We start from the raw sequence: 26647 nt of genomic DNA, 5'->3' as shown, positions 1-26647 counted from the left end.
CCCTCCCCCAGGTGAGCCCTCAGCCGGTGAACTTCACGTCGGTGAGAGCCTGCTTGTAACCCGCTCCGTAGTAACCGTCGGATCCGGACTTCGGCAGCGCCGTCATCCACAGGAGCACGTACCGCGTCTTCACCGGCTTGTCGGCCTCGATCTTCGCGGTGGTACCCGTCGTGGTGTCCGTACCGATGCTCTTCATGGAGTCGATCGATGTCGTGGGCGACAGCGAATCGGCCGCGTACAGGGAGACCGTCGTGTGGTCGCCGCTGTACTGAAGAGCTATCGACGCGGCCGATACGTCCTTGGCCGAGCCGAGGTCGTAGACGATACCGACGCCGGGCTTGTAGGGCGCCAACTTCGGGCCGTCGTTGTAGGTCTTGGTACGCCAGAACGTCTTGCTGTCGCCGTCGTAGGTCTTCGCCACTTCACCCGGGGCCTGTGCCTCGCCCTTGGCGACGTATTCCCTGGCGTTCTCGATGGCCATCGGCTTCGTCGGCTTGTGCTCGTCGCCCTTGTCGTTGCCGTCGGTGTTGTGCGACGTGTTGGAGTCGCCCGCCTTGCCGCGGTCCATCAGGGCTTCCGCGAGCTGCCAGCTGCCGAGGCCGAGGGCCACGATGAGCAACGCCGACACGGCCCACTTGAGCGCCTTGCCCGTACGGCTCTGCAGCGGCGGCGGAGGCACCGCCGGCATGGGCTGGGCCACCCCGGGACGCGGAGCCTGACGGCCGTACGTTCCCTGCTGATAGGTCGTCCGCTGGTACTCCGCGGGCGCCGTGAACACGGGCTCCGGGGGACGGATGCGAGGCATCTCGCCGACAGCCTTCACCAGGTCCTCGGTCGTGGTGCACGGAGGATCCTGCCGCGACGCCGTTGCCCCGTCGTTGACGAGGGCACGCATGGCCAGCTCGGACAGCCCGCGATGCACGCCGGCCCGCACCTGGTCGGGCGCGATCAGGCCGATGTCCTTGGGTAGCCCGGACAGGCCGTACGCGTCGTCCTCGTAGGGCCAGCGCTGCGTCAGGGCGGCGTACAAGAGGGCACCGATCGCCTCGGTGTCCGTGCGCTGCGGTGTCTCCGACGTGATGCCGCGCAGGGCGGCGTTGACGGCGAGGCCGCGGATACGCCACTGGCCGGTCGAGGTGCGCAGCACCGCGCTCGGGGTGAGCCGCAGATGTGCGAGGCCCTCGCGGTGCGCGGCAGCCATCGCCTGCGAGATCTGGTTCACGAGCTGGTATGCCTCGTGCACCTCGAGGGGGCCCGAGGCGAGCAGCGCGGTCAGCTCTGTGGCATCGGGCAGCCACTCGTGCACCACGTACACGAGGTCGTTCTCCTCGACCGCGTCCAGGACCTGGACGAAGCGAGGGTCGCCGAGCAGCGCCGACGAGCGTGCCGCCGCGAGGACGGACCGTGCCCGCGGGTGGTCCGCGGGGAGCAGGTGCACCCCGACGGCACGGCGGAGCTTCTCGTCCATCGCGCGCCAGCTGCTGAATCCGTCCAGCCGGGTGACGCACTCCTCCAGGCGATAGCGTCTCGCGAGTTTGTGACCGCTGTGCAGCTCGGGGGGAGTGGACGAGCCGGGGCTCGTCGAATCGTCGGTGTCCTCCGCGTCCTCGTTCGCTGCCGTGTCCCGCTCCCGGGTCTGGGCCACCCCGTCGGCCGTGGTCTGCTCCGCCTTCGCGGTCAGTGGCTCGTCACCACTGTTGTCTGCCACGTCGACGGCAGCCGTACTCCGTTCCGCCACCGTCGTTCCTGCCTCCCCATCCGTTGCGCGCTCTGCGACGCCAAAGCCAATTGTGCCCACAGTCCTGCGATAAGCACGACACGCGGCAGCCCGCGATGGTTGTGCGGCCTGCCGGGCCGCTAGCGGCCGAGGCGCCCGCGGACCATACCGACCATCGAGTTGAGCTCTTCGATCCGCATGCGCCGGGCAGCGACATAGAAGACACCCAGCAGTACTGCCCCGCCCACGACCAGCGCTGCGATCGAACCCGCCGCGCCGCTGCCGAGCGCCCTCATGATCAGGAAACCGACCGCGCCACCGGCGACGGCCCCCGGGATCGAGGCCATGCAGAGGCGGGCGTACGTACGGATTACCTGTGCGCCGTCCAGGTCGCCGCCGAGACGCTTACGCAGGCGCTGCCAGGCGACGCCCACACCGATCGCGTACGCGAGACCGTACGAGGCGGCCATGCCGACCACGGCCCACTGGGCGGGCAGCAGGAGGTAGGCGATCCCCGACGCAGCCGCGTTGACGGCGGCCACGATGACCGTGTTGTAGAAGGGCGTCCGGGTGTCCTCGTACGCGTAGAAGCCGCGCAGCACGACGTACTGCACGGAGTACGGGATCAGGCCGAGGCCGAACGCCATCAGGATGTAGCCCATGGAGCGGGCGCCGTCGGCGCCGCTGGACCCGAAGAGCAGGGTGCACATCGGAACGCCGAGGGCGACGAACATGAAGGCGACCGGGACGATCGCGACCGCGGAGGTGCGCAGGCCCTGCGAGATGTCGTCTCGGACCGCTCCCGGGTCGCCGTCGTGGGCGGCGCGCGAGATCCGCGGCAGCATCGCCGCCATGACGGAGACGGTGATGATGGCCTGCGGCATGCCCCAGATCAGCTGGGCGTTGGAGTAACCCATGATGCCCGCGCCGGACTTGTCGGACGCCTTTCCGGCGGCGGTGGCGAGCTGGGTGACGACGAGGACGCCCGCCTGGTTGGCGAGGACGAACAGCACGGTCCACTTGGCGAGCTTGACCGCCTTGCCGAGGCCGTGGCCCTTCCAGTCGAAGCGCAGCCGGAACCGGAAGCCGGTCTCGCGCAGGTACGGGATCATCGCCAGCGCCTGCACCGTCAGACCGAGCAGGGTGCCGATGCCGAGCAGTCGGACACCGTCGGCGGGGATCGTGTCGACGTGCAGGTGAGAGTCTGCAGCGGTGCCGTAGACGTAGATGAACATGCCGAACGTGAAGATCATGACGATGTTGTTCAGGACCGGAGTCCACATCATCGCGCCGAACTTCCCGCGGGCGTTCAGGATCTGGCCCATGACCACGTGCACGCCCATGAAGAAGATCGTGGGCAGGCAGTAGCGGGCGAAGGTGACGGCGACGTTGTTCGCGTTCGGATCGTTGGCGATCCCCGTCGACATCAGCCGGATCAGGAGTGGCGATGCGAAGACGGCGATGGCGACGATCACGCCGAGCGCGACCATGACGAGTGTCAGCAGGCGGTTGGCGTAGGCCTCGCCGCCGTCCTCGTCCTCTTTCATGGACCGTACGAGCTGCGGCACGAACACCGAGTTGAGTCCGCCGCCGACGGTCAGGATGTAGATCATGGTCGGCAGGGTGTATGCCACAGTCCACGCGTCACCGAGCAGCGCGGAGCCGAGAGCCGCGGTGATGACCACGGTGCGCACGAAACCGGTGAGGCGTGAGACCAGGGTGCCCGCCGCCATGACGGCACTCGACTTCAGGAGGCCCGATGCGCGGCCCCCCTTGGTCGGGGCAGGGGCAGGGACAGGTGCGGGCATGCCGCCCTGGACGGGAGGCTGGGCCTGTCCGGCGGTGGGCACCGGAACGCTGGAAGCGTCGGTCGGCGGACGGCCGCCGCCGTTGCTCTGCTGGTCACGGAAGAGATGCGCGAAGGCGTCGGGCTCGTTCTGCTCCTCGCTCGCCTGCGTCATCAGATCGTCGACGCCCAGGAACTGCGTGGTCCTGGCGTCGTCGCCGTAGGGAAGGAGCCGCGACGGGCCCTCCGGCTCGGGAGCGGGCGTCTGGGCCCACACGCGGGGGTCCGGGGGGTACTGGGCTGCGGGAGGCGGGTCGTAGAGCGGCTGAGGGGCCTCATAGGTGCCCGGAGGCGGCGGAGGGTGCGCGGCGCGGTCGTAGAGCGCCTCCGTCACCGGATCCTGGGCCGTGAGGTCCTGGGCCCGGTACGGATCCTGGTCGTAGGCGTCCTGGAGGTACGCGTCCTGCGGATACGCGTCTGGAGCTGGGTGGGGCGGCGGGACCTGGCCGGGCGCTCCCTGATGACCGGGGGGAGGGCCCCCGGCCGAGGCTGAGCCGCCCGGGCCCTGGCCACGGTCACCGTCGTACGGCGCGTTCATGGTTACCCCACCTCATCGTCCCCGGGCCCACGGCCACGACATCGCTCAACGGTCCACTCTCTCACCCGTGCCGGACGGGTCCGTGCTTTCCGGAGCGGTGTCCGGTGTCGGGTCACTCGGCTGCTCGGGGTCGCCTTCCCCGGGTTCGGAGCCCGACTCCCCGTTCTGACCGTCGTCAGGTCCTTCATCGGCGCGTTGCGCGGCGGCGCGCTTGCGCTGGGTATACATGCGGAACCCGGCGAGGACGAGGAGCAGGACGCCGCCGGCCATGACGAGCATCACGGTCGGGGTGATCTCGGTGACGTTCACGTCGAAGCGGACCTCGGGGCCGTAGGGCTGGCCGTCCTCCGTGTACAGCTGGGCGAAGACCGGGACCCTGCCGTTGGCGTTCGAGGTGGTGGTGAACTTCACCGACTGGCTGTGCCCGCCGGCGACCTTCACCCGCTGCTCGTAGTACGGCCCGTCGCCGATCTTGAGGCGGGTGCCGTTCGTCGACGTGAGGCGCAGGACGAGGTGCTCGACGCCCTGCACCAGGTTGTTCTGGACCGTCACCGGGATCGTCGCGCTGCGTCCGGAGAGCTTCGCCTCGGACTTCTCGATGAGCCTGACTTGCTTGGTGAGCGCCGAGAGGTACTCGGCGACACCGACACGGTACGCCTGCGCCTCGGCGGGGCGGCCCCGCCAGGACGTGGACATCTGCCGGTCCATGGCCCGCCCGAACGGCGTCACCACGCGGGCCGGGTCGGAGAGGATCACCTGGAAGTTGGTGAGCTTGGTCTGGGTGTCCTGGATCGCCTGGAAGGCCGACCGGGGCAGCTCCTGCTTGCGCAGGTACGAGGGGTAGGACCGGGAGGAGGGGACCCGGGTCGTCGCTTCGGGGTCGGGCTTCGCCTTCGTGGCTGCGGCCAGGTCCTCGGACTCCGACCAGCTGCTGTCCTGGTCGGCCTTGATCGCCTGAGCCATGGACTGCGCCTGGCTTGCGGACGGCATGCGCTGCGGCGCGACCACGATGTTGCGCTCGTTGTCGGGCTCCTGAAGGTTGATCGTCAGGCTCTGCGCGAGGAACTGCTGCACGGCGAGCGTCGAGTTCTCGGCCTTCGTCATGTCGCCCTGGAAGGCTTCGGACAGTCGCGCGTCGGTCACCACGGCCGTCGTGCCGCTGCCGATGGGGCGGGCTGCCGACGGCGTGTACGGCAGGTTGTTCCGCTCCTGGAGGCTGTCACTGCGGGCGATCACCTTGTCGGCGCCGGCGGACGTCGCGACATTGACGATGCTGGGGTCGATCGCGCCGTCGGCGGGCCAGGCGTAGCTCGTGTCCGGCTTGACGTGCAGGACCGTCTCCACGGTCGTGGAGGCCGCATCGGTGGCGTCCCTGAGGTGCCCGAGGGAACCGGTCACCTTCGTGCCGTTGTGGGCCAGCGACGCGAGATCCGGGTCGGCGAAGGGGAGGGCGACGACCTTCTGGTCGGCGACGGCGTTCTTCAGGCCGTTCAGCCACTGCTTGGCGATCGCCTGATTCTTGCCGTTGATCTCGGTGCCGTCCGACTCCTTGATCTTGTACGGCCTCGTCATGGCGTCGACCGAGGCGAGGAGGTCGGGGTCGACCACCCAGGTCACATCGAGGGCGGTGCCGAGGGACAGCATCTGCTGGAGACGGCCGCCCGGAGCGATCTCCTTGGCGAGGCTGTCGTCATGGAAGATGCGCGTCTGCTGCTCGTCGGATCCCGTCTCGGCCGTGAGGTGGGTCTGGGAGATGAGCGGCCACAGGTACGTCGTCTTCGTCTTCGTCTCCGCGGCCTCGGGCTGCCAAGGGAGGAAGGTCCGCTGGATGCCGAGCGTCTGCTGGTACGGCTGCGTCGCCGTCTGGCCGGTCAGCGCGACACCGAGCTGGTAGACGCCGTCGGCGCCGAGGTCCATCTCCTTGACGGGGACGGAGAGGCTGAAGCCCTGCGTCGCGCCGGGGGCCAGCTTGGAGACCTTCTTGGCGTACTTGCCGCCGATCTCCCTGCCGTCCGGCACTCCCCCCGCCGCGTGCCGTGAGGCGTTGTCGATCGAGGCCCGCCCACCGAGGGCAGAACCGAGGCGGAGCGCCACATGGGCGTCCGTGACGGCCTGCTTGCTGTCGTTCGTGAGCGTGCCGGTGACGGTGACCGTGTCGCCGTCGGACGGTGCGCTCGGAGTGAGCGAGTTCACGGCGACATCGACGGTGCTCGTGCCGATCGCGTCGGCCGCGGGTGCTTGCGGGGAGGCGTATCCGGGGGAGCCGCCGAACAGGGTCAGGGCGGCCAGCAGAGGCGCTCCGGCGAGCAACGCCCCCGTGCGCCGCCGCCTTCGACGGGCAGGTGAGGGAGTGATCCCTTGGAAGTCTGCCGCCTCGGCCACGCGCTCGCCCGTCCCTCGTCGTCGTCAGTGGTCGTCGGATAGTCCACGCATGGTAACGAGGTGCGCTGTGGCGAAGTGCCGCGGACTGCTCCACATGATCGGAAGACAGGGTAGGGGGCATCCGGCAGGGCTCGCGCCCACCCGCGGAAAACGAGGCGGAACCCTGGGCTCGGGCCACGTACCCTTTTCTGTTGTGCCGAACGCCAATGAAGACAATCCCAGTGCCCTGAGCCAGGTGCAGCGCCGCGCGGTGAGCGAGCTGCTGCGGGTGGCCCCTGTCGCCGACGACCTCGCCCGTCGATTCCAGGAGGCCGGGTTCCCTCTCGCCCTGGTCGGTGGCTCGGTCAGGGATGCGCTCCTCGGCAGGCTCGGCAACGATCTGGACTTCACCACGGACGCGCGTCCCGAAGATGTGCTCAAGATCGTCAGGCCTTGGGCGGATGCCGTGTGGGAGGTCGGGATCGCCTTTGGGACGGTCGGCTGCCAGAAGGACGGCTACCAGATCGAGGTCACCACGTACCGCTCCGAGGCGTACGACAGGACCTCGCGCAAGCCAGAGGTCTCGTACGGCGACTCCATCGAGGAAGACCTCGTGCGTCGCGACTTCACGGTGAACGCGATGGCCGTGGCCCTGCCGGAGAAAGAGTTCATCGACCCGCACGGCGGGCTCGACGACCTTGCCGAGCGCGTGCTGCGTACGCCCGGAACCCCGGAGGAGTCCTTCTCCGACGATCCGCTGCGGATGATGCGTGCCGCACGGTTCGCCGCGCAGCTGGACTTCGAGGTGGCCCCCGAGGTCGTCAAGGCCATGAAGGACATGGCCGACCGCATCGAGATTGTCTCCGCGGAGCGGGTGCGGGACGAGCTGAACAAGCTGGTCCTCTCCGCACACCCGCGCGAGGGCCTCACCCTCCTCGTGGACACGGGCCTCGCCGGCCATGTCCTGCCCGAGCTGCCCGAGCTGCGCCTTGAGCGGGACGAGCACCACCGGCACAAGGACGTCTACGACCACACGCTGATCGTCCTCGAGCAGGCGATGGCGCTGGAGTCGGACGGCCCGGATCTCGTGCTCCGCCTTTCGGCCCTGCTGCACGACATCGGCAAGCCGAGGACGCGGCGCTTCGAGGACGACGGCCGGGTCTCCTTCCACCACCACGAGGTGGTGGGCGCCAAGATGACGAAGAAGCGCATGACTGCGCTGAAGTACTCGAACGAGCTCGTGAAGGATGTCTCGCGCCTGGTCGAGCTGCACCTGCGCTTCCACGGATACGGCACCGGCGAGTGGACCGACTCCGCGGTCCGCCGCTACGTCCGTGACGCGGGTCCGCTGCTGGACCGCCTGCACAAGCTGACCCGCTCCGACTGCACGACGCGCAACAAGCGGAAGGCCAATGCGCTGGGGAGCGCGTACGACGGCCTGGAAGAGCGCATCGCGCAGCTCAAGGAGCAGGAGGAGCTGGACTCGATCCGTCCCGACCTCGACGGCAATCAGATCCAGGAGGTCTTGGGCGTCAAGCCCGGGCCGGCGATCGGGCAGGCGTACAAGTTCCTGCTGGAACTGCGGCTCGAGAACGGGCCGATGGAGCATGACGCGGCTGTGGCGGCGCTCAAGGAATGGTGGGCGGCGCAGCAGGACGCCGAGTGAGTGACCCGGGTCCATGTTTCACGTGAAACATGGACCCGGGGCGGACATGCCGAAGGGCGCTGTTTCACGTGAAACAGCGCCCTTCGGCATCGTGCCGCGTGGTCTTACTTGGTTTCCTTCAGGCAGAGCACCACGTCGTGGCTGCCACCGCTCTGGTAGTAGGAGACCTCGGTGCCCTTGACCGAGTTGCACTTGTCGACGTCGCTGGTGCCGTCGAACTTCTCGATGACCTTGTACTCGGAGTCGCTCGAGGAGCAGTCGACGTCCTTCAGGTCGGGAGCGGACGTCGTGCCGTTGTTGTGCAGGCAGCTGCCGACCGCGGTCGTCTCGGCGTCGCTCTGGCCGAGGTACCACTTCACGCCGTAGAGCGCGATGGCGACCACGATCAGCGCCACGATGCGCAGGGCCTTCTTCTTGCCACCACCCGACGGCTTGGCGGGCGGGATGGGCGCACCCTGGGCGTGCGGCGGGTACGGCTGCTGAGGAACCCCGGGCTGGCCGGCGACCGGAGCGTACGGACCGCCCTGCGGCGGGCCAGAGGGCTGCTGGCCCTGGGTGAACGGATTCTGGCCCTGCGGCGGCGGAGTGGTCACTTTGGGGGTCCCCCTCGAACTTAGGCGCGATGGCGCGGATAAGACGCCCGTAAGTTATCCGTACCGACTGACAACTCTGAAGTCGGGAGGGGCTCTGTGTCATTGATGTGACACTTACTGGGTGTCGAATCGGGTCATACCCGCAGCAATCACTGCGTAGATCAGGGCCACCGTGAGCACCAGCGGGACCGACTGTCCGTCAGGAGGCAGCATCAGCGCGGCCACTGCGGCCGCGCCGACGAACGCGACGTTGAACAGCACGTCGTAAACGGAGAAGATTCGGCCACGAAAGCCGTCGTTCACCGAGGACTGCACGACCGTGTCGGTGGCGATCTTCGCGCCCTGGGTCGTCAGGCCCAGGACGAAGGCGGCGGCCATCATGGGGCCGGGTGCGAACGGAAGCCCGAGGGCGGGTTCGAGGACGGCTGCCGCCCCCGCGCAGGCGGTGATCCACCCGGCGGGTCCCAGCCGCCCCGCGGCCCAGGGCGTGACGACGGCGGCGGCGAAGAATCCGGCCCCCGAGATCGCCACGGCGAGGCCCAGCAGGGCAAGTCCGTCGGACTCCGTGGACGACCAGGAGTAGCGGCAGAGCATGAGGACCATGACGGTCAGTGCCCCGTAGCAGAACCGCATCAGCGTCATGGCGGCCAGGGCGCGGGCGGCCGCGGGGCGCGCGGTCAGATGACGTACGCCCGAGGCGAGCCCCTGCGCCGTGCCGGTGAGCGCCGCCCGCAGGCCCGGACGCACCAACTCCGCGTCCGGACCGAGGAGTTCCGCGGACATGGGCAGGGACGCGAGCGCCGCGCACAGGTAGAGGGCCGCCCCGACCAGCACCACAAGGGCGTCGGAGTCCGAGATGAGCAGGCGGACGGCGAACGCGAGTCCGCCGCCCAGCGTTGCGGCGAGGGTGCCCGCGGTCGGCGAGACGGAGTTCGCCATCACCAGGCGCTCGGCGTCGACCAGGCGCGGCATGGCGGCGGAGAGCCCGGAGAGGATGAAGCGGTTGACGGCGGTGACGCACAGGGCGGAGGCGTAAAAGAGCCAGTCCGGCGCATTGCTGAGCATCAGTACGGCCGTCAAGGATGCCAGGACGGTCCGCAGGAGGTTGCCGTAGAGGAAGACCTGACGGCGGCGCCAGCGGTCGAGGAGGACGCCCGCGAACGGGCCGACGACCGAGTACGGAAGAAGCAGCACGGCCATGGCTGAGGCGATGGCGCCGGCCGAAGTCTGTTTCTCCGGCGAGAACACCACGTAGGTGGCCAGCGCGACTTGGTAGACGCCGTCCGCGCCCTGGGAGAGCAGCCGCAGCGCCAACAGGCGCCGGAAGTCCCTCAAGCGCAGGAGTACGCGCAGGTCACGGACGACAGCCATGGGGCCCAGCCTCACATACGGGAAAGGTCCCCGGGCGCACGCCATGTGCATCCGGGGACCTCAACAGCCCACAAGGAGAGGCGCGTTACCGCTGGCACGCGCCGCTCTGTGTGTGGTTAGCGCTCGACCTCGCCCTTGATGAACTTCTCGACGTTCGCGTAGGCCTCGTCGTCGAAGTACTGAACCGGCGGGGACTTCATGAAGTACGAGGACGCGGAGAGGATCGGGCCGCCGATGCCGCGGTCCTTGGCGATCTTCGCGGCGCGCAGCGCGTCGATGATGACACCCGCGGAGTTCGGGGAGTCCCAGACCTCGAGCTTGTACTCCAGGTTCAGCGGAACGTCACCGAAGGCGCGGCCCTCGAGGCGGACGTAGGCCCACTTACGGTCGTCGAGCCACTGGACGTAGTCCGACGGGCCGATGTGGACGTTCTTCTCGCCCAGGTCGCGGTCGGGGATCTGCGAGGTGACGGCCTGCGTCTTCGAGATCTTCTTGGACTCCAGGCGCTCGCGCTCGAGCATGTTCTTGAAGTCCATGTTGCCGCCGACGTTCAGCTGCATGGTGCGCTCGAGACGGACACCGCGGTCCTCGAACAGCTTCGCCATGACGCGGTGCGTGATGGTGGCGCCGACCTGGGACTTGATGTCGTCACCGACGATCGGCACGCCCGCCTCGGTGAACTTGTCCGCCCACTCCTTGGTGCCGGCGATGAAGACCGGAAGGGCGTTGACGAACGCGACCTTGGCGTCGATGGCGCACTGCGCGTAGAACTTCGCGGCGTCCTCGGAACCGACGGGCAGGTAGCAGATCAGAACGTCGACCTGCTTGTCCTTCAGGACCTGGACGACGTCGACCGGGGCCTCGGGGGACTCCTCGATGGTCTGGCGGTAGTACTTGCCCAGGCCGTCGTGGGTGTGGCCGCGCTGGACGGTCACGCCCGCGCTGGGCACGTCGCAGATCTTGATGGTGTTGTTCTCGCTGGCACCGATGGCGTCGGAGAGGTCGAGGCCGACCTTCTTCGCGTCGACGTCGAAGGCGGCGACGAACTCGATGTCGCGGACGTGGTAGTCGCCGAACTGGACGTGCATCAGGCCCGGGACCTTGGCGTCCGGGTCAGCGTCCTTGTAGTACTCGACGCCCTGGACCAGCGAGGCGGCGCAGTTGCCCACGCCGACGATGGCTACGCGAACCGAACCCATTCCGGTTGCTCCCTGTGTGTATCGGTGAAACCCCGAATGGGCCTCACGTGGCGGTGTCGTCGGACGGATCCGGCCGGGTGCTGTCCCGGTGCCGGGGCAGGCCGCCCGTCTCTCCAGATGTGTCCTGCTGAGCTGCGTCGGAGGGGTCGGACCGCCGCTGATCCCGCCCCGCCCGCTCGCTCTCGATGAGCTCGTTCAGCCAGCGCACTTCGCGCTCCACGGATTCCATTCCGTGCCGCTGGAGCTCAAGGGTGTAATCGTCAAGGCGTTCCCGGGTGCGGGCGAAGGAGATGCGCATCTTTTCGAGGCGCTCCTCGAGCCGGCTGCGACGGCCTTCGAGCACGCGCATACGTACGTCACGCGAGGTCTGCCCGAAGAAGGCGAACCGCGCGGCGAAATGCTCGTCCTCGTATGCGTCCGGGCCGGTCTGCGAGAGCAGCTCCTCGAAGTGCTCCTTACCTTCCGCCGTCAACCGATAGACGATCTTGGCGCGACGCCCTGCGAGTGGTGCGGCGAGGGCGTCCTCGGGTGTGCTCCCCGATTCCTCGATCAACCAGCCGCTTACGACCAGCGTCTTGAGGCAGGGGTAGAGGGACCCGTAGCTGAAGGCGCGGAAGACCCCCAGCGATGTATTGAGTCGTTTCCGCAGCTCGTAGCCGTGCATCGGGGACTCGCGGAGCAGTCCGAGGACGGCGAACTCGAGGATGCCGGAACGTCGGCTCATCGTCGCCTCCTCCTCTGTCGCGGTCGGTGTCACGACCTCTTACGGACTCTTTATGCCGAGCTGATGTATCGACTCGATACATCACGACGATAGAACGGCCCCGCGGATGGGACAAGAGGGATCACGGTGAACGGCGTCACATCACCGATTCATACCAAGCGAGTTGCCTGATTTGGGGTGAACTTCACCCCTAGGTGGGTTTTGGCGGTGCGTAGTCTGTCCGCCATGCAGACCGCCGGGAACCAAGTGACGCCTGTGGGCGTCGTTGTCCCCGGTGCATTGCGGGTGAGTGCCAGAAGGGGCGCATCCGTATTTCGGGGGGACCGGAAACCAGCCGCCGTTTCCAGGCGCGTATGTCAGCGCCTGCCCGAGGAGTAGTCGTTCGATGAGCGAGCACCGTCGCAAACCGCCGCAGCCACAGGGCGGCGGACGTGCCGCGGCCCGTCGTGGCACGTCCGGCGCATCGCCGGGCCGTCGCGCGGCACCGCGTGACGCCACCGGATCGCCTTCTGATGCATATGGAACGCCAGGGTCCACAGGACCGTCCGGCTCGACGGGCGACGACCGCCCGTACGGAGGCCGGGCGGAAGCGCGCCGAGCCGCGCAGCGCAGCGCCGGAGGGAGTCGCAGGAAGGCTCCCGACGGCGGTGGCGGCCGCGGAGGCGGCGGCCGGCGCGGCGGAGGTGGCCCTGAGGGGTCGGGCGGGCCCGGGCGCGGCAGGGGCCGCGGACCCTCCCGGCCGCCACAGAAAAAGAGGTTCATCGACTACCCGCGCTCCGACAAATACGGGGTGCGCCGCTGGCTGCCGTCCTGGCGTCTGGTGACGGGTCTGGTCGTGGGCTTCTGCGGGAGTCTCATGGTCGCGGCGGGCATCGGGTACGCCCTGGTGGACGTCCCGAAAACGGCGGACACGGCCAAGGCCCAGAACAACGTCTACTACTGGGCCAACGACAAGCAGATGGTCGCGACCGGTGGCGAGACGAACCGGCAGATCATCAAGTACGAAGAGATCCCCGAGGCCATGCGGTTCGCCGTCATGTCCGCCGAGAACAAGACGTTCGAGTCGGACAAGGGCGTCGACCCCATGGGCATCGCCCGCGCGTTCGTCAACATGGCCAAGGGCGGCCAGACGCAGGGCGGCTCGACCATCACCCAGCAGTACGTGAAGAACGCGATGCTCGACGACCAGTCGCAGACGATCTCGCGCAAGGTCAAGGAGCTGTTCGTCTCCATAAAGGTGGGCCGTACGCAGCCCAAGGAGAAGGTGATGGCCGGCTACCTGAACACCGCGTACTACGGACGCGGTGCCTACGGGATTCAGGCGGCCGCCCGCACGTACTTCAACGACGACGCCCGGAAGCTGGACGCGAGCCAGTGCGCATTCCTGGCATCTGTGCTCAAGGGCGCGACGTACTACGACCCCGCCGGCGCGATTGAGATCGATCCGGTCGAGGCGACGCCCGAGAAGAACAAGGCCCGAGCCGAGAAGCGGTGGAGCTGGATCCTCGACGAAGAGGTCAAGGACAAGCGTCTGGACGCCACGGACCGGGCGAAATTCAAGGCAGAAGGCTTCCCCACGCTGCAGAACCCGCGGTCCAACCCCTCGCTGGGTGGCCAGACCGGCTATCTCGTGGACCTCGCGAAGGCCTACGTGATCAACAACAGCCACGGCAAGATCACCGCCCTCGACCTGCAGAAGGGCGGCTACGAGATCCACACCACCTTCGACAAGAGGAAGGTGGACAAGCTCGAAGCGGCCGTGAAGAAGGTCCGCAAGGAGAACATCAACCAGAAGCTCCGCCCGAAGACGGACAAGTACGTCCAGTTCGGCGGCGCCTCGGTGAACCCCACGAGCGGCGCGATCGAGGCCATCTACGGCGGTGAGGACGCGACAAGGCACTACACGAACAACGCCGATCAGACCGGTGCGCAGGTCGGCTCGACCTTCAAGCCGTTCGTGCTGGCTGCCGCGATGAGGGACGGAGTTCGCGACCCCAAGGGGGTCGAGGACCAAGGTGCCGACACGCGCCGCCCGGTCTCTCCGAAGAGTCTTTACAGCGGCCAGAACAAGCTGAAGATCAAGAAGTACAACGGCGAGGTCTGGATGGACAAGGACGGCAAGGAGTGGCTCCAGACGAACGACGGCGGGGAGTCCTACAACCGGCCGACCTTCCAGATCGACCTTCGTGAGGCGATGCGGGAGTCCGTCAACTCCGCTTATGTCCAGCTGGGCATGGATGTCGGCCTGGACAAGGTGAAGCAGGCCGCGAAGGACGCGGGCATCAAGGACAACAGCTTCGCGAGCGCCAACTACCCGTCCTTCTCCCTGGGCACCTCCGACCCGAGCGCGATCCGTATGGCCGGCGCCTACGGCACGTTCGCGGCCAGTGGGCAGCGGAACGATCCGTTCTCGGTGACGTCGGTCGACCACGCAGGTGACACGGTCTACCAGCACGAGAAGGCGCCGGTCAGGGCCTTCCAGCCGCCGGTCGCCCACAACGTCACCGACGTCCTGAGGACCGTCGTCGACAAGGGAACGGGTACCAACGCGAAACTGCCCGACCGCCAGGTCGCGGGCAAGACCGGTACGACCGACGGCAACAAGTCCGCCTGGTTCGTGGGGTACACCCCGCAGCTGTCGACGGCGATCACGATGTACCGCATGGACGACAACGAGAACAGCAAGAAGCGCAAGTTCTTGCAGATGTACGGCACGGGCGGCCAGGAGAAGATCCACGGAGCCTCGTTCCCGTCCGAGATCTGGCACGACTACATGATGGAGGCCCTCAAGGGAGTGGCGCCGGAGGCGTTCCCCGCGCCCGAGCCCATCGGTGAGATCGTCGGCGCCACCCCGAGCCCGAGCATCACTCCCTCGGCGACTCCTTCTCCCTCGGATTCGGCAACGACGGAACCGTCGCCAAGCCAGTCCTCGCCCGGCCCGTCGCCGTCGACCAGTGAGTCCTGCAGCAGCTGGTCGTGGAACTGCAACAACAACGGCGGAACGTCGGACGGCGGCACCGGTCAGACGCCCACGGGCGGCACAGACGGAGGCGTGACCAACTCGCCATCGGCGCCAGGAGGCAACGGCGGCAACAACGGAAATGGCAACGGAGGCATCTTCGGAGGCCCAGCAGGCTAGCCGGAGCTGATCTCACGCCGCCTGTTTCACGTGAAACGCTGTGTGTTCCACGTGAAACAGTGCGTGATGCACGCCCAGTGAGGGCCGTCGCACCGATCGGGTGCGGCGGCCCTCGCCCCGTTCTCAGGTGCGTACGGCAGGATGTGCGGCATGCCCAGTGCAGAGACGACGCGCACGCATGTGCAACAGCCGGACCCGGTACGGCCGACCAAGGAGGACGAGGTCGCCGCAGCGGGGAGCGAGCTGATCGGCGGACCCATCGGACGATGGGCGCTGCTCGGCAGTTCCTGGTGGACCCCTGTACGCGTCATCGCGCTGGTGATGATCGGCATGTTCGCGCTGGGCATGGTGCAAAAGTTGCCCTGCTACGACGGCGCGTGGTTCTTCGGTGCCAGCTCGCAGTACACGCACGCCTGCTACTCGGACATCCCGCACCTCTATCAGGGGCGGGGCTTCGCCGACGGCCTGGTGCCGTACTTCGACAAGCTGCCCGGCGACATGGACTACCTCGAGTACCCGGTGCTGACCGGCGTGTTCATGGAGGTCGCGTCCTGGCTGACCCTGGGCGGCGGCTCCATCCAGCACCTGGAGAAGGTCTACTGGATGGTCAACGCCGGGATGCTGATGATCTGCGCGGTGGCGATCGCCATCTGCGTGACCCGCACCCACCGGCGACGCCCCTGGGACGGCCTCCTGGTCGCCCTCGCGCCCGCGTTCGCGCTGACCTCCACCATCAACTGGGATCTGCTCGCCGTGGCCCTCACAGCGGCCGCGATGCTCATGTGGTCGCGCGGCCGGTCGGTCGCCTTCGGTGTCCTGCTGGGCCTGGCCACGGCCGCGAAGTTCTATCCGTTCCTGGTGCTCGGCCCGCTGCTGTTGCTCTGCTGGCGCGCCGGACGCTGGCGGGACTTCGGGAAGGCCCTGGCCGGCTCGGTGGGCGCGTGGCTCGTCGTGAACCTGCCGGTGATGCTGCTCGCCCCCGAGGGTTGGTCGAAGTTCTACCGCTTCAGTCAGGAGCGCGGGGTCGACTTCGGGTCCATCTGGCTGATCATCCAGGAGCGGTGGAACGCGCAGATCAGCCCCGACGATGCCAACACCTACGCGATGGTGCTGATGGTCCTGGCCTGCCTGGGCATCGCCGCACTCGCCCTCACCGCGCCCCGCCGGCCCCGCCTCGCGCAGCTCGCCTTCCTGGTCATCGCCGCGTTCATCCTCACCAACAAGGTCTACTCGCCGCAGTACGTCCTGTGGCTGATCCCCTTCGCGGCTCTCGCCAGGCCGCGCTGGCGGGACTTCCTGATCTGGCAGGCCTGCGAGGTCGCGTACTTCCTCGGGATCTGGATGTACCTCGCGTACACCACGAGCGGTGACAAGCACCGGGGGCTGCCCACGGACGGCTACCACCTCGTCATCCTCATCCACCTGCTGGGCACGCTCTATCTGTGCGCGGTGATCGTCCGCGACATCCTGATGCCGGAACGGGACGTGGTCAGACGCTCCGGGGACGACGATCCGTCGGGCGGTGTCCTGGACGGAGCGCCGGACGTGTTCGTGCTCGGATACGCCGCCCATCCCCCACGGCACGCGGTGCACAACGAGGAGCGGCCGCAAGTGAGTTGGGGCTGGGGCAAGGACGAGGAGCGTTCGCTCTGAGCGAACGCGCGAAAAGGGCCGGACACCGTGATGGTGTCCGGCCCTTCTGTTTGTCCGTAGGACTCGGCGTGTCCTGAGCCTCGGTCAGCGGTCGAGGATCCGGTCGAACTGGGTGGTGGTGTGCCGCAGATGTGCCACCAGCTCCTCGCCCACCCGGGGCTCGGGGGCGTCGGACGGTACGAAGAGGATCGAGACCTGCATGTGCGGGGGCTCCGCGAACCAGCGCTGCTTGCCGCCCCAGACGAACGGCGACAGGTTCCGGTTGACGGTCGCGAGGCCGGCGCGGGCCACGCCCTTGGCGCGCGGCATGACGCCGTGCAGCGCCTTGGGAGCCTCCAGGCCCACGCCGTGCGACGTACCGCCGGCGACCACCACGAGCCAGCCGTCCGAGGCGACCTTCTGCTGGCGGTAACCGAAGCGGTCGCCCTTGGCGACGCGGGTGACGTCCAGGATCGCGCCGCGGTACTCGGTCGCCTCGTGGTCGCCCAGCCAGAGCCTCGTACCGATGCGCGCCCGGAACCGGGTCTGCGGGAACTGCTGCTGAAGGCGGGCGAGTTCCTGGGCCTTGAGGTGGCTGACGAACATCGTGTGCAGCGGCAGCCTGGCCGCGCGCAGACGGTCCATCCAGCCGATGACCTCCTCGACGGCGTCGGAGCCGTCGGTGCGGTCCAGGGGCAGGTGGATCGCGAAGCCCTCGAGCCGGACGTCCTCTATGGCGGAGTGGAGCTGGGGCAATTCCTGCTCGCTCACGCCGTGCCGCTTCATCGAGGACATCACCTCGACGACGACGCGGGCGCCGACGAGGCCGTGCACGCCGTCGACGGAGGAGACGGAGCGGATCACACGGTCGGGCAGCGGCACGGGCTCCTCGCCCCGCCGGAACGGGGTCAGGACCAGCAGGTCACCGCTGAACCAGTCCTTGATCCGGGCGGCTTCGTAGGTCGTGCCGACGGCGAGGACGTCCGAGCCGAAGCGGGTGGCCTCGTCCGCGAGCCGTTCGTGGCCGAAGCCGTAGCCGTTGCCCTTGCAGACCGGGACGATCCCCGGAAACTGTTCGAGCACGTGCTTGTGGTGTGCCCGCCAGCGCGCGGTGTCGACGTAGAGCGTGAGCGCCATGGCCGGTCCCGGAACCTTTCTCGTGGCTGCGGTGTATCAGAGGTATGAAGAAGCTTTGGAGCTACGTGAATTGTGCAGGGTCCGCCCGGGCCGTGTGGACCAGGCGGGCCGGGAAGGGCTCAGCGCCGCGACATGTAGATGTCGAGGGCCTTGTGCAGCAGCTTGTTGAGCGGGAAGTCCCACTCGCCGAGGTACTCGGCAGCCTGCCCACCCGTGCCCACCTTGAACTGGATCAGACCGAAGAGGTGATCCGACTCGTCGAGCGAGTCGCTGATGCCGCGCAGGTCGTAGACCGTCGCGCCGAGCGCGTAGGCGTCGCGGAGCATCCGCCACTGCATCGCGTTCGAAGGCCTGACCTCACGGCCGATGTTGTCGGAGGCTCCGTAGGAGTACCAGACGTGCCCCCCGACCACGAGCATCGTCGCCGCCGACAGGTTCACCCCGTCGTGGCGGGCGAAGTACAGCCGCATGCGGTTGGGGTCCTCGCTGTTGAGGGCCGTCCACATGCGCTGGAAGTACGACAGCGGGCGGGGCCGGAAGTGGTCGCGCACAGCCGTGATCTCGTAGAGACGCTGCCACTCGGCGAGGTCCTGGTAGCCGCCCTGGACGACCTCGACGCCGGCCTTCTCGGCCTTCTTGATGTTGCGGCGCCAGAGCTGGTTGAAGGCCTTGTGCACGTCCTCGAGGGAGCGGTTGGCCAGCGGCACCTGGAAGACGTAGCGGGGCTGGACGTCGCCGAAGCCGGCGCCGCCGTCCTCGCCCTGCTGCCAGCCCATGCGGCGGAGCTTGTCGGCGACCTCGAAGGCGCGCGGCTCGATGAAGTCAGCCTCGATGTCGCGCAGGCGCTTGACGTCCGGGTCCTGGATGCCCTTCTTGATCGACGTGGCCTCCCAGCGCCGGATGATCACCGGCGGGCCCATCTTTACGGAGAAGGCGCCCTGCTGCTTGAGGTGCGCCAGCATCGGACGCATCCAGTCGTCGAGGTTCGGAGCGAACCAGTTGATGACCGGGCCCTCGGGCAGATAGGCGAGATAGCGCTTGATCTTGGGCAGCTGCCGGTACAGGACCAGGCCCGCGCCGACCATCTCGCCGGTCCGCTCGTCGAACCATCCCAGGCTCTCGGAGCGCCACTCCGCCTTGACATCAGCCCATGCCGGAACCTGCATGTGGCTAGCCGAGGGCAGGCTCTGGATGTATGCCAGATGCTGCTCTCGGCTGATGGTCCTCAGGGTCAGGCTCATTCGGGGCGCTCCTCGGGCTGGTGTGTCCCCATGGGTACAAGGGCTCCGGCTCTCGCGCCGAAGCCTACTGCGCCCTGGGAGCGCCCCGAATGGGCCTATGGAAGCTTCGATGGCCGTCAGCCGATGACACCGCCGAACAGGCCACCGTGGGCCATGCCGATGAAGAGGCCGATCGCCGAGGCGCCGAGGCCCAGGATGAGACCGAAGCGCTCGCGCGTCGTCACCGAGATGAACTGGCCGTACGCGCCGGTCAGGACGCCGATCAGCCCTGCCCAGGAGCTGAGCAGGTGGAGGCTGCTGAAGAGCGAAGAGATGATGGCGATCGCCCCGAGAATCATCGCCACCGCGACCAGCGAGTCCTGGAGGGGATGAGGCTTCCCGTCCGTGGCGAAGAGAGATGTCGCGGTGTTGGGTCGCATTGCCTGTGCCATGTGGCACCTCCTGCGGAAGGCGGCGCATCGTAGCGCCATACACACCCGATGTGTACAGATTGTGCCCTCTCGCGGTCGGATTTCAACCGGAAGCCATGGTGCGGGTAGTCTGTACCGTCTGCACCGGTGTCTGCTCATGCCCTGACCAGGGATCCCCGCCAGCGGGGGCCCGATTGTCAGTGGTCGCGGATACCGTTGCTTACGCATCACGACCCTCCTGCCACGGAACGACCGTGGCCGCTGAGTCCAAAGGAGGTGGGTTCCACATGCGTCACTACGAAGTGATGGTCATCCTCGACCCCGATCTCGAGGAGCGCGCTGTCTCCCCGTTGATCGAGAACTTCCTCTCCGTTGTCCGTGAGGCCAACGGAAAGGTTGAGAAGGTCGACACCTGGGGCCGTCGTCGTCTCTCGTACGAGATCAAGAAGAAGCCCGAGGGCATCTACTCGGTCATCGACCTGCAGGCCGAGCCTGCGGTCGTCAAGGAGCTCGACCGCCAGATGAACCTGAACGAGTCGGTCCTCCGGACCAAGGTCCTCCGTCCCGAGACCCACTGAGCTTCCTAGCTCAGCGGCACTCGGGTTTCGAGTAGCAGCAAGCAGCCAGCAGCAAACCCGCCGAGAGGTTCCCCCATGGCAGGCGAGACCGTCATCACGGTCGTCGGCAATCTTGTCGACGACCCCGAGCTGCGCTTCACCCCTTCCGGTGCGGCGGTCGCGAAGTTCCGTGTCGCGTCCACTCCCCGCACCTTCGACCGTCAGACGAACGAGTGGAAGGACGGCGAGAGCCTGTTCCTGACCTGCTCGGTCTGGCGTCAGGCGGCGGAGAACGTCGCGGAGTCGCTCCAGCGAGGCATGCGCGTCATCGTGCAGGGCCGACTGAAGCAGCGGTCCTACGAGGACCGTGAGGGCGTCAAGCGCACGGTCTACGAGCTGGACGTCGAGGAAGTCGGCGCCAGCCTGAAGAACGCCACGGCCAAGGTCACCAAGACCACCGGTCGCGGTGGCCAGGGCGGATACGGCGGCGGTAGCGGCGGCCAGCAGGGCGGCGGCAACTGGGGCGGTGGCTCCGGTGGTGGTCAGCAGCAGGGCGGCGGCGGTGCTCCCGCCGACGACCCCTGGGCGACCGGTGCGCCGGCCAGCGGCGGCCAGCAGGGCGGCGGAGGCGGCTGGGGCGGAAGCTCCGGCGGTTCCTCCTCCGGCGGCGGCTACTCGGACGAGCCCCCCTTCTAGGCCTCAGGGCCAAGGGGTGGGCCGTACCCACACTTCTTGATCACACAGGAGAAACACCATGGCGAAGCCGCCTGTGCGCAAGCCTAAGAAGAAGGTCTGCGCTTTCTGCAAGGACAAGGTCACGTACGTGGACTACAAGGACACGAACATGCTGCGGAAGTTCATTTCCGACCGCGGCAAGATCCGTGCCCGCCGCGTGACCGGCAACTGCACGCAGCACCAGCGTGACGTCGCCACGGCCGTGAAGAACAGCCGTGAGATGGCGCTGCTGCCCTACACGTCCACCGCGCGATAAGGAAAGGGTGACCGACTAATGAAGATCATCCTGACCCACGAGGTCTCTGGCCTCGGCACCGCCGGCGACGTCGTCGACGTCAAGGACGGGTACGCCCGCAACTACCTGGTCCCGCGTGGTTTCGCGATCCGCTGGACCAAGGGTGGCGAGCAGGACGTGGCGCAGATCCGCCGCGCCCGCAAGATCCACGAGATCGCGACCATCGAGCAGGCCAACGAGATCAAGGCCCGCCTCGAGGGCGTCAAGGTCCGCCTGGCCGTCCGCTCCGGCGACGCCGGTCGTCTCTTCGGTTCCGTCACCCAGGCTGACGTCGCTTCGGCGATCGTGACTGCTGGTGGCCCGAAGGTCGACAAGCGCCGCGTCGAGCTGGGCTCGCCGATCAAGACGCTGGGCGCCCACGAGGCGACCGTGCGTCTGCACCCCGAGGTTGCCGCCAAGGTCAGCGTCGAGGTCGTCTCCGCCTAAGCACTGCGCTTGGCAGAGCTGAAGCAAACGTTGGGCCGCACCTCTCGGGGTGCGGCCCAACGCGTTTCAGGGTCACCGTTTCACGTGAAACCGGGTCAGCGCGTGGCGCCTGTGACGATCCAGCGGCCGGAGCGCGAGCGCAGCCACAGGGTCAGCATGCGCACGGTCATCATCAAAGTCATAGCGCCCCACAGAGCGGTGAGCCCACCTCCGAAAACCGGCACCAGCAGGGCGACCGGCGTGAAGACCGCCAGGGTCGCGAGCATCGCCCAGGCGAGATACGGACCGTCTCCAGCTCCCATCAGGACTCCGTCGAGAACGAAGACGATGCCGCAGATGGGCTGGGAGAGCGCGACCATCAGGAGAGCGGGCAGCGCCACGTTCTGCACTGCCTGATCATTCGTGAACAGCGGAATGAAGAGCGGTCGCGAGACGATCACCAGGAGTCCGAGGGCGACCCCTGCGGCGATGCCCCACTGCACCATGCGGCGACAGGCATCCCGTGCGCCCTGGGCGTCGTCCGCTCCGAGGTAGCGTCCGATGATGGCCTGGCCCGCGATGGCGATGGCGTCGAGCGCGAAGGCCAGCAGGCTCCACAGAGAGATGATGATCTGGTGCGCGGCGATGTCCGCGTCTCCGAGCCGGGCTGCGACCGCGGTGGCGATCATGAGGATCGCGCGCAGTGAGAGGGTGCGGACGAGCAGCGGGGCGCCTGCCTGGGCGCAGGCTCGTATCCCGGCGATGTCGGGGCGCAGGGAAGCGCCGTGACGACGGGCCCCGCGTACGACGACGACGAGATAGACGCTGGCCATGGCGAGCTGGGCGGTGACGGTGCCCCAAGCGGATCCTGCGATGCCCAGGCCGGCGCCGTAGACGAGCCCCGCGTTGAGCGCGCCGTTGGCGACGAAGCCTCCGACCGCGACATAGAGCGGAGTCTTGGTGTCCTGGAGGCCGCGGAGGACTCCTGTCGCCGCGAGGACGACGAGCATCGCGGGGATGCCGAGCGAGGAGATCCGCAGATAGGTGATCGCGTAGGGCGCCGCGGTGTGCGAGGCACCGAACAGCTCGACGAGCGCGGGGGCGGTGGGCAGGACGATGGCGATGACCGCGGCGCCGAGTAGTAGGGCGAGCCAGATCCCGTCCATGCCCTGACGGATCGCGGACTGGAGATCTCCGGCGCCGACGCGGCGGGCCACCGCGGCCGTGGTCGCGTAGGCCAGGAAGACGAAGACGCTGACGGCGGTCATCAGGAGGGATGAGGCGACAGCGAGACCGGCCAGTTGGGCGGTGCCCAGATGGCCGACGATGGCGCTGTCGGCCATCACGAAAAGAGGCTCGGCGACGAGCGCGCCGAAGGCGGGGACGGCCAGCGCGACGATCTCGCGGTCATGCCGCCGCCGGGCGGCCTTGGACGCCGCGGGAGCCTGTGTCATGAGCACCAATGTAATCTTCCACAGGTAAGAGATGCAACAGCCTTTGAGTCCTTACTTTGCTGCCTCTCGGGCGTGGCGTCACGCACCGTTTACAGGGATCTTGAGCCGACCAGGAAAGTATTTTTCCTGCACAGCCGGTGGACGGGAAAGTCGCAGGTCAGGCACGTTTCTGCGCGCCTCCTGAGGGCTTGTTCACAGGGCTGTCCACCGTGTCGTGCACAGGTTTTGCGGAGTTCTCCACAGCGAGAGGCCCTTCATCCACACCGCCTGTGGATAACCAGATTGGCTGAAGGTGCCGAGGGGCCTACCGTGGTGCGGCGCCCGCCACGATTTCAGGCCTCGGAAACGTCATGAACCGACGCGTCAGAACCGGAGTCGGGTCCCCATATTTGTCAGTGTCGTGCCGTAAGAAAGAGGGCACGGCGAGGTCCGCCCGGCGGACTGGAGGAGGTGGCCCGGTGAGTATCTCCGAGCCTTTGGACGACCCCTGGGCCGACAGCGGTCCCAGTGACCGTCTGCCTGCTTCCCGCCAGCGTGGCAGCGGTGGGCGGGGGCGCGAGGAGCAGCACGACCGCGGTGGCGATGGCGGCTGGGACGACGGAGCTCCGTCCTTCGAGCGGGTACCGCCCCAGGATCTCGATGCCGAGCAGTCGGTCCTCGGTGGCATGCTCCTGTCTAAGGACGCGATCGCCGATGTCGTCGAGGTGATCAAGGGGCACGACTTCTACCGCCCCGCGCACGAGACGATCTTCACCGCGATTCTCGACCTGTACGCGAAGGGCGAGCCGGCCGACCCGATCACGGTCGCGGCCGAGCTCACCAAGCGTGGAGAGATCACCAAGGTCGGTGGCGCATCGTATCTGCACACCCTCGTCCAGACGGTTCCGACCGCGGCGAACGCCGAGTACTACGCCGAGATCGTCCACGAGCGAGCGGTCCTGCGCAGGCTCGTCGAGGCGGGCACGCGGATCACGCAGATGGGATACGCGGCCGACGGCGACGTCGACGAGATCGTGAACAGTGCGCAGGCCGAGATCTACGCGGTCACCGAGCAGCGCACCAGCGAGGACTACCTGCCGCTCGGCGACATCATGGAGGGCGCGCTCGACGAGATCGAGGCGATCGGCTCCCGTAGCGGTGAGATGACCGGTGTGCCCACCGGATTCACGGACTTCGACTCCCTGACGAACGGCCTGCACCCCGGCCAGATGATCGTCATTGCCGCCCGTCCCGCCATGGGTAAGTCCACACTGGCGCTCGACTTCGCCCGTGCCGCCTCGATCAAGCACAACCTGCCCAGCGTCATCTTCTCCCTGGAAATGGGCCGCAACGAGATCGCGATGCGTCTGCTGTCCGCGGAGGCACGGGTCGCGCTGCACCACATGCGCTCCGGCACCATGACGGACGAGGACTGGACCCGGCTCGCGCGCCGGATGCCCGAGGTCTCGGCGGCACCGCTCTACATCGACGACTCCCCGAACCTGTCGATGATGGAGATCCGCGCGAAGTGCCGGCGCCTCAAACAGCGCAATGACATCAAGCTCGTGATCATCGACTACCTGCAGCTGATGCAGGCCGGTGGTTCGAAGCGTTCCGAGAGCCGTCAGCAGGAAGTTTCGGACATGTCGCGAAACCTGAAGCTCCTCGCCAAGGAGCTGGAAGTGCCGGTCATCGCGCTCTCGCAGCTGAACCGTGGCCCCGAGCAGCGTACGGACAAGAAGCCGATGGTGTCCGACCTGCGTGAATCCGGCTCGATCGAGCAGGACGCGGACATGGTGATCTTGCTGCACCGCGAGGACGCCTACGAGAAGGAGTCGCCCCGCGCCGGCGAGGCGGACATCATCGTGGGCAAGCACCGTAACGGTCCGACGGCGACGATCACGGTTGCCTTCCAGGGTCACTACTCGCGCTTCGTGGACATGGCGCAGACCTGATCCCCCACGACCTGGTCCCGCCCCGGCCTGGACCTGCGCGCTCTGAACGTGCCCGCTCTGGACCTGCTCGGCCGGGATCTGTCGGCTAAAAGCGGTCGACGCCCGGCGCCCGGCGGGGTGGACTTGGGGCATGACGACATCCCCCGAAGAACTTCTGCCCGCGACGCGCCGAGCCCTACTGCACCGCATCGCCACGGCTCAGGCGGAAGGTCGGTCGCCTTCGCTGGTGGCCGCGGTCCTGCGTGATGGTCAGCTGGTGTGGAGCGATGGGCGTACCTGTGTGGACGGGCATGCTCCGGACGAGGACGTGCAGTACCGGATCGGCTCGATCACCAAGACGTTCACAGCTGTGCTGGTGCTGAGGCTGCGGGACGAGGGGGTGCTCGACCTTGGCGACCCACTGGAGAAGCATCTGCCGGGCACCGGCGCCGGTCAGGTCACCATCGCCGAACTCCTGGCGCACACCGGTGGGTTGGCGGCCGAGACCCCCGGGCCGTGGTGGGAGCGTTCGTCGTCCTCGTTGCGTCCCCGGCTCGCCGATGTGCTGGGCGAGGAGCCGTTCCGGCATCCGGTCGGCAAGCAGCATCACTACTCCAACCCCGGCTACACGTTGCTGGGTTCGCTGGTCGAGGCGTTGCGCGGTGCTCCGTGGGAGGACGTCTTGCGCCTCGAGGTCCTGGAGCCTCTCGGTCTGCACCGGACGAGCGGGCAGCCGAAGGCCCCGTACGCCGGTGGCTGGGCCGTGCACCCTTGGGCCGATGTGATGATGCCGGAGCCCGCGGAGGACCTGGGGTTGATGGCTCCGGCGGGACAACTCTGGTCGACGGTGGCGGACTTGGTGCGGTTCGCCGTGTTCCTGATGGAGGGTGACGACCGGGTTCTGAGTGCGCAGTCCGTACGCGAGATGCGCACGCCAGCGGCACCCACGCTGCCGGGGGACTGGGACTCCTCGTACGGCCTCGGTCTGCAGCTGGCACGGAGGAACGGCCGGGTGCTGGCCGGGCACGGCGGTTCGCTGCCCGGGTTTGTGGCGGGGCTGTGGCTGAGCGAGGAGGACGGCCTGGCCGCGGTCACGCTCGCCAACTGCACTTCGGGCGTTGCCGCGTCGACGGTCAGCACGGACCTTCTCCGTATCGTCGCCGAGGCCGAGCCGCGCATCCCTGAGCCGTGGCGGCCCCTGCCGGAGGTCGATGCGGCGGTGCTGGAGCTCGCCGGGCCCTGGTACTGGGGGACGCAGAGCACGGTGCTACGGCTGATGGCCGACGGGGGCGTCTCGCTCGGGCCGCTGACGGGTGGTGCGCGGGACTCGCGATTCCGCCCGAACGGCGACGGAACCTGGACGGGAATGGACGGCTACTACGCGGGGGAGCTCCTGCGCGTCGAGCGCCGGCCCGACGGGTCGGTGAGCCATCTCGATCTCGGGTCGTTCGTCTTCACGCGCGAGCCGTACGAGAAGGGGGCGCCGGTTCCCGGCGGGGTGGACCCGGAGGGCTGGCGGGGGCTTCCGCGTTCCTAGCTGATCTCGTTCCCGGTCAGCTTCGCTCTCCCGGTCGGCCTCGATCCAGGTCGGCATGGTGAAGGGGCCGGTGGTCGTCTGTTTTTGCTGGAAACAAAGCCCCACCGCCCCCCGGCGGTGTGTGGGATTGTGGCTGGTGCAGCCCAGTGTGGGGGGGAAAAAACAAAGCGGGGGGGT

20 protein-coding genes are annotated in these 26647 nt (G+C 67.8%); 9 read left to right on the top strand and 11 right to left on the bottom strand.

The annotated features are described in order from the left end of the window. Positions 1–19: 19 nt before the first annotated feature. The 3 genes from ACWFR4_RS13165 to ACWFR4_RS13155 all read right to left on the bottom strand — a co-directional run bounded on the left by ACWFR4_RS13165 (position 20) and on the right by ACWFR4_RS13155 (position 6483). A complete protein-coding gene (locus ACWFR4_RS13165) occupies positions 20–1738 on the bottom strand; it encodes a protein kinase family protein (protein ID WP_453461216.1) in 1719 nt (572 codons plus the stop codon). 119 nt (positions 1739–1857) lie between these two features. Further along, complete coding sequence (gene murJ, locus ACWFR4_RS13160) at positions 1858–4101, bottom strand: murein biosynthesis integral membrane protein MurJ (protein WP_453652369.1); 2244 nt, start codon at positions 4099–4101, stop codon at positions 1858–1860. A gap of 45 nt (positions 4102–4146) precedes the next feature. Beyond that, positions 4147–6483, bottom strand: a complete 2337-nt coding sequence (locus ACWFR4_RS13155) for a DUF6049 family protein (protein WP_453461222.1) — start codon at positions 6481–6483, stop codon at positions 4147–4149. 193 nt (positions 6484–6676) lie between these two features. Between ACWFR4_RS13155 and ACWFR4_RS13150 the strand changes: the two genes are divergently transcribed. Then, entirely contained in the window at positions 6677–8128 is a 1452-nt protein-coding gene (locus ACWFR4_RS13150) for a CCA tRNA nucleotidyltransferase (RefSeq protein WP_453461225.1), read from the top strand. Positions 8129–8232: 104 nt separating this feature from the next. Here ACWFR4_RS13150 and ACWFR4_RS13145 read toward each other — a convergent pair whose 3' ends face one another. The 4 genes from ACWFR4_RS13145 to ACWFR4_RS13130 all read right to left on the bottom strand — a co-directional run bounded on the left by ACWFR4_RS13145 (position 8233) and on the right by ACWFR4_RS13130 (position 12015). Next, the gene (locus ACWFR4_RS13145; RefSeq protein WP_453466072.1) at positions 8233–8721 is read right to left on the bottom strand and encodes an LppU/SCO3897 family protein; all 489 of its coding nucleotides are present in this window, start codon (positions 8719–8721) and stop codon (positions 8233–8235) included. Positions 8722–8835: 114 nt separating this feature from the next. Further along, positions 8836–10092 (bottom strand): MFS transporter, encoded by a 1257-nt coding sequence (locus ACWFR4_RS13140; RefSeq protein WP_453466074.1) that lies wholly within the window; start codon positions 10090–10092, stop codon positions 8836–8838. A gap of 116 nt (positions 10093–10208) precedes the next feature. Further along, the gene (locus ACWFR4_RS13135; RefSeq protein ID WP_453466076.1) at positions 10209–11291 is read right to left on the bottom strand and encodes an inositol-3-phosphate synthase; all 1083 of its coding nucleotides are present in this window, start codon (positions 11289–11291) and stop codon (positions 10209–10211) included. Positions 11292–11334: 43 nt separating this feature from the next. Continuing rightward, the gene (locus ACWFR4_RS13130; protein WP_453466078.1) at positions 11335–12015 is read right to left on the bottom strand and encodes a helix-turn-helix transcriptional regulator; all 681 of its coding nucleotides are present in this window, start codon (positions 12013–12015) and stop codon (positions 11335–11337) included. A gap of 385 nt (positions 12016–12400) precedes the next feature. Between ACWFR4_RS13130 and ACWFR4_RS13125 the strand changes: the two genes are divergently transcribed. Continuing rightward, positions 12401–15154 (top strand): transglycosylase domain-containing protein, encoded by a 2754-nt coding sequence (locus ACWFR4_RS13125; protein ID WP_453652367.1) that lies wholly within the window; start codon positions 12401–12403, stop codon positions 15152–15154. 150 nt (positions 15155–15304) lie between these two features. Beyond that, positions 15305–16807 carry a glycosyltransferase family 87 protein gene (locus ACWFR4_RS13120; protein WP_453466082.1) on the top strand — a complete coding sequence of 501 codons (1503 nt, stop codon included), beginning with the start codon at positions 15305–15307 and terminating at the stop codon, positions 16805–16807. Between the two features lie 84 nt (positions 16808–16891). Here ACWFR4_RS13120 and ACWFR4_RS13115 read toward each other — a convergent pair whose 3' ends face one another. The 3 genes from ACWFR4_RS13115 to ACWFR4_RS13105 all read right to left on the bottom strand — a co-directional run bounded on the left by ACWFR4_RS13115 (position 16892) and on the right by ACWFR4_RS13105 (position 19595). Then, positions 16892–17923, bottom strand: coding sequence for an alanine racemase (locus ACWFR4_RS13115; RefSeq protein ID WP_266672322.1), 1032 nt, complete (start codon positions 17921–17923; stop codon positions 16892–16894). A gap of 119 nt (positions 17924–18042) precedes the next feature. Beyond that, positions 18043–19164: a peptidoglycan bridge formation glycyltransferase FemX gene (gene femX, locus ACWFR4_RS13110; protein WP_227296028.1), complete on the bottom strand. Its 1122-nt coding sequence runs from the start codon at positions 19162–19164 to the stop codon at positions 18043–18045. 116 nt (positions 19165–19280) lie between these two features. Next, entirely contained in the window at positions 19281–19595 is a 315-nt protein-coding gene (locus ACWFR4_RS13105) for a hypothetical protein (RefSeq protein ID WP_453466084.1), read from the bottom strand. Positions 19596–19861: 266 nt separating this feature from the next. Between ACWFR4_RS13105 and rpsF the strand changes: the two genes are divergently transcribed. The 4 genes from rpsF (at position 19862) to rplI (ending at position 21587) form a co-directional block, all read left to right on the top strand. Continuing rightward, positions 19862–20152 carry a 30S ribosomal protein S6 gene (rpsF, locus tag ACWFR4_RS13100; RefSeq protein ID WP_052578287.1) on the top strand — a complete coding sequence of 97 codons (291 nt, stop codon included), beginning with the start codon at positions 19862–19864 and terminating at the stop codon, positions 20150–20152. Between the two features lie 75 nt (positions 20153–20227). Continuing rightward, complete coding sequence (locus ACWFR4_RS13095) at positions 20228–20827, top strand: single-stranded DNA-binding protein (RefSeq protein ID WP_453466086.1); 600 nt, start codon at positions 20228–20230, stop codon at positions 20825–20827. 58 nt (positions 20828–20885) lie between these two features. Further along, positions 20886–21122 carry a 30S ribosomal protein S18 gene (gene rpsR, locus ACWFR4_RS13090; protein ID WP_003949403.1) on the top strand — a complete coding sequence of 79 codons (237 nt, stop codon included), beginning with the start codon at positions 20886–20888 and terminating at the stop codon, positions 21120–21122. 18 nt (positions 21123–21140) lie between these two features. Beyond that, complete coding sequence (rplI, locus tag ACWFR4_RS13085) at positions 21141–21587, top strand: 50S ribosomal protein L9 (protein ID WP_453466087.1); 447 nt, start codon at positions 21141–21143, stop codon at positions 21585–21587. A gap of 95 nt (positions 21588–21682) precedes the next feature. Here the strand turns inward: rplI and ACWFR4_RS13080 are convergent, their stop codons facing one another. Beyond that, positions 21683–23020, bottom strand: coding sequence for an MATE family efflux transporter (locus ACWFR4_RS13080; RefSeq protein WP_453652365.1), 1338 nt, complete (start codon positions 23018–23020; stop codon positions 21683–21685). Between the two features lie 458 nt (positions 23021–23478). Here ACWFR4_RS13080 and dnaB point away from each other — a divergent pair, with 458 nt between their 5' ends. Together dnaB and ACWFR4_RS13070 are read left to right on the top strand one after the other, a co-directional pair. Then, entirely contained in the window at positions 23479–24954 is a 1476-nt protein-coding gene (gene dnaB / locus ACWFR4_RS13075; RefSeq protein ID WP_453466091.1) for a replicative DNA helicase, read from the top strand. A gap of 130 nt (positions 24955–25084) precedes the next feature. Continuing rightward, complete coding sequence (locus tag ACWFR4_RS13070) at positions 25085–26470, top strand: serine hydrolase domain-containing protein (protein ID WP_453652363.1); 1386 nt, start codon at positions 25085–25087, stop codon at positions 26468–26470. Positions 26471–26647 lie beyond the last annotated feature (177 nt).

This window comes from Streptomyces sp. NPDC055140 (assembly GCF_053607285.1).
Note: the sequence above shows the minus strand (reverse complement) of the source record. Positions and strands in the feature narration are given on the sequence as shown.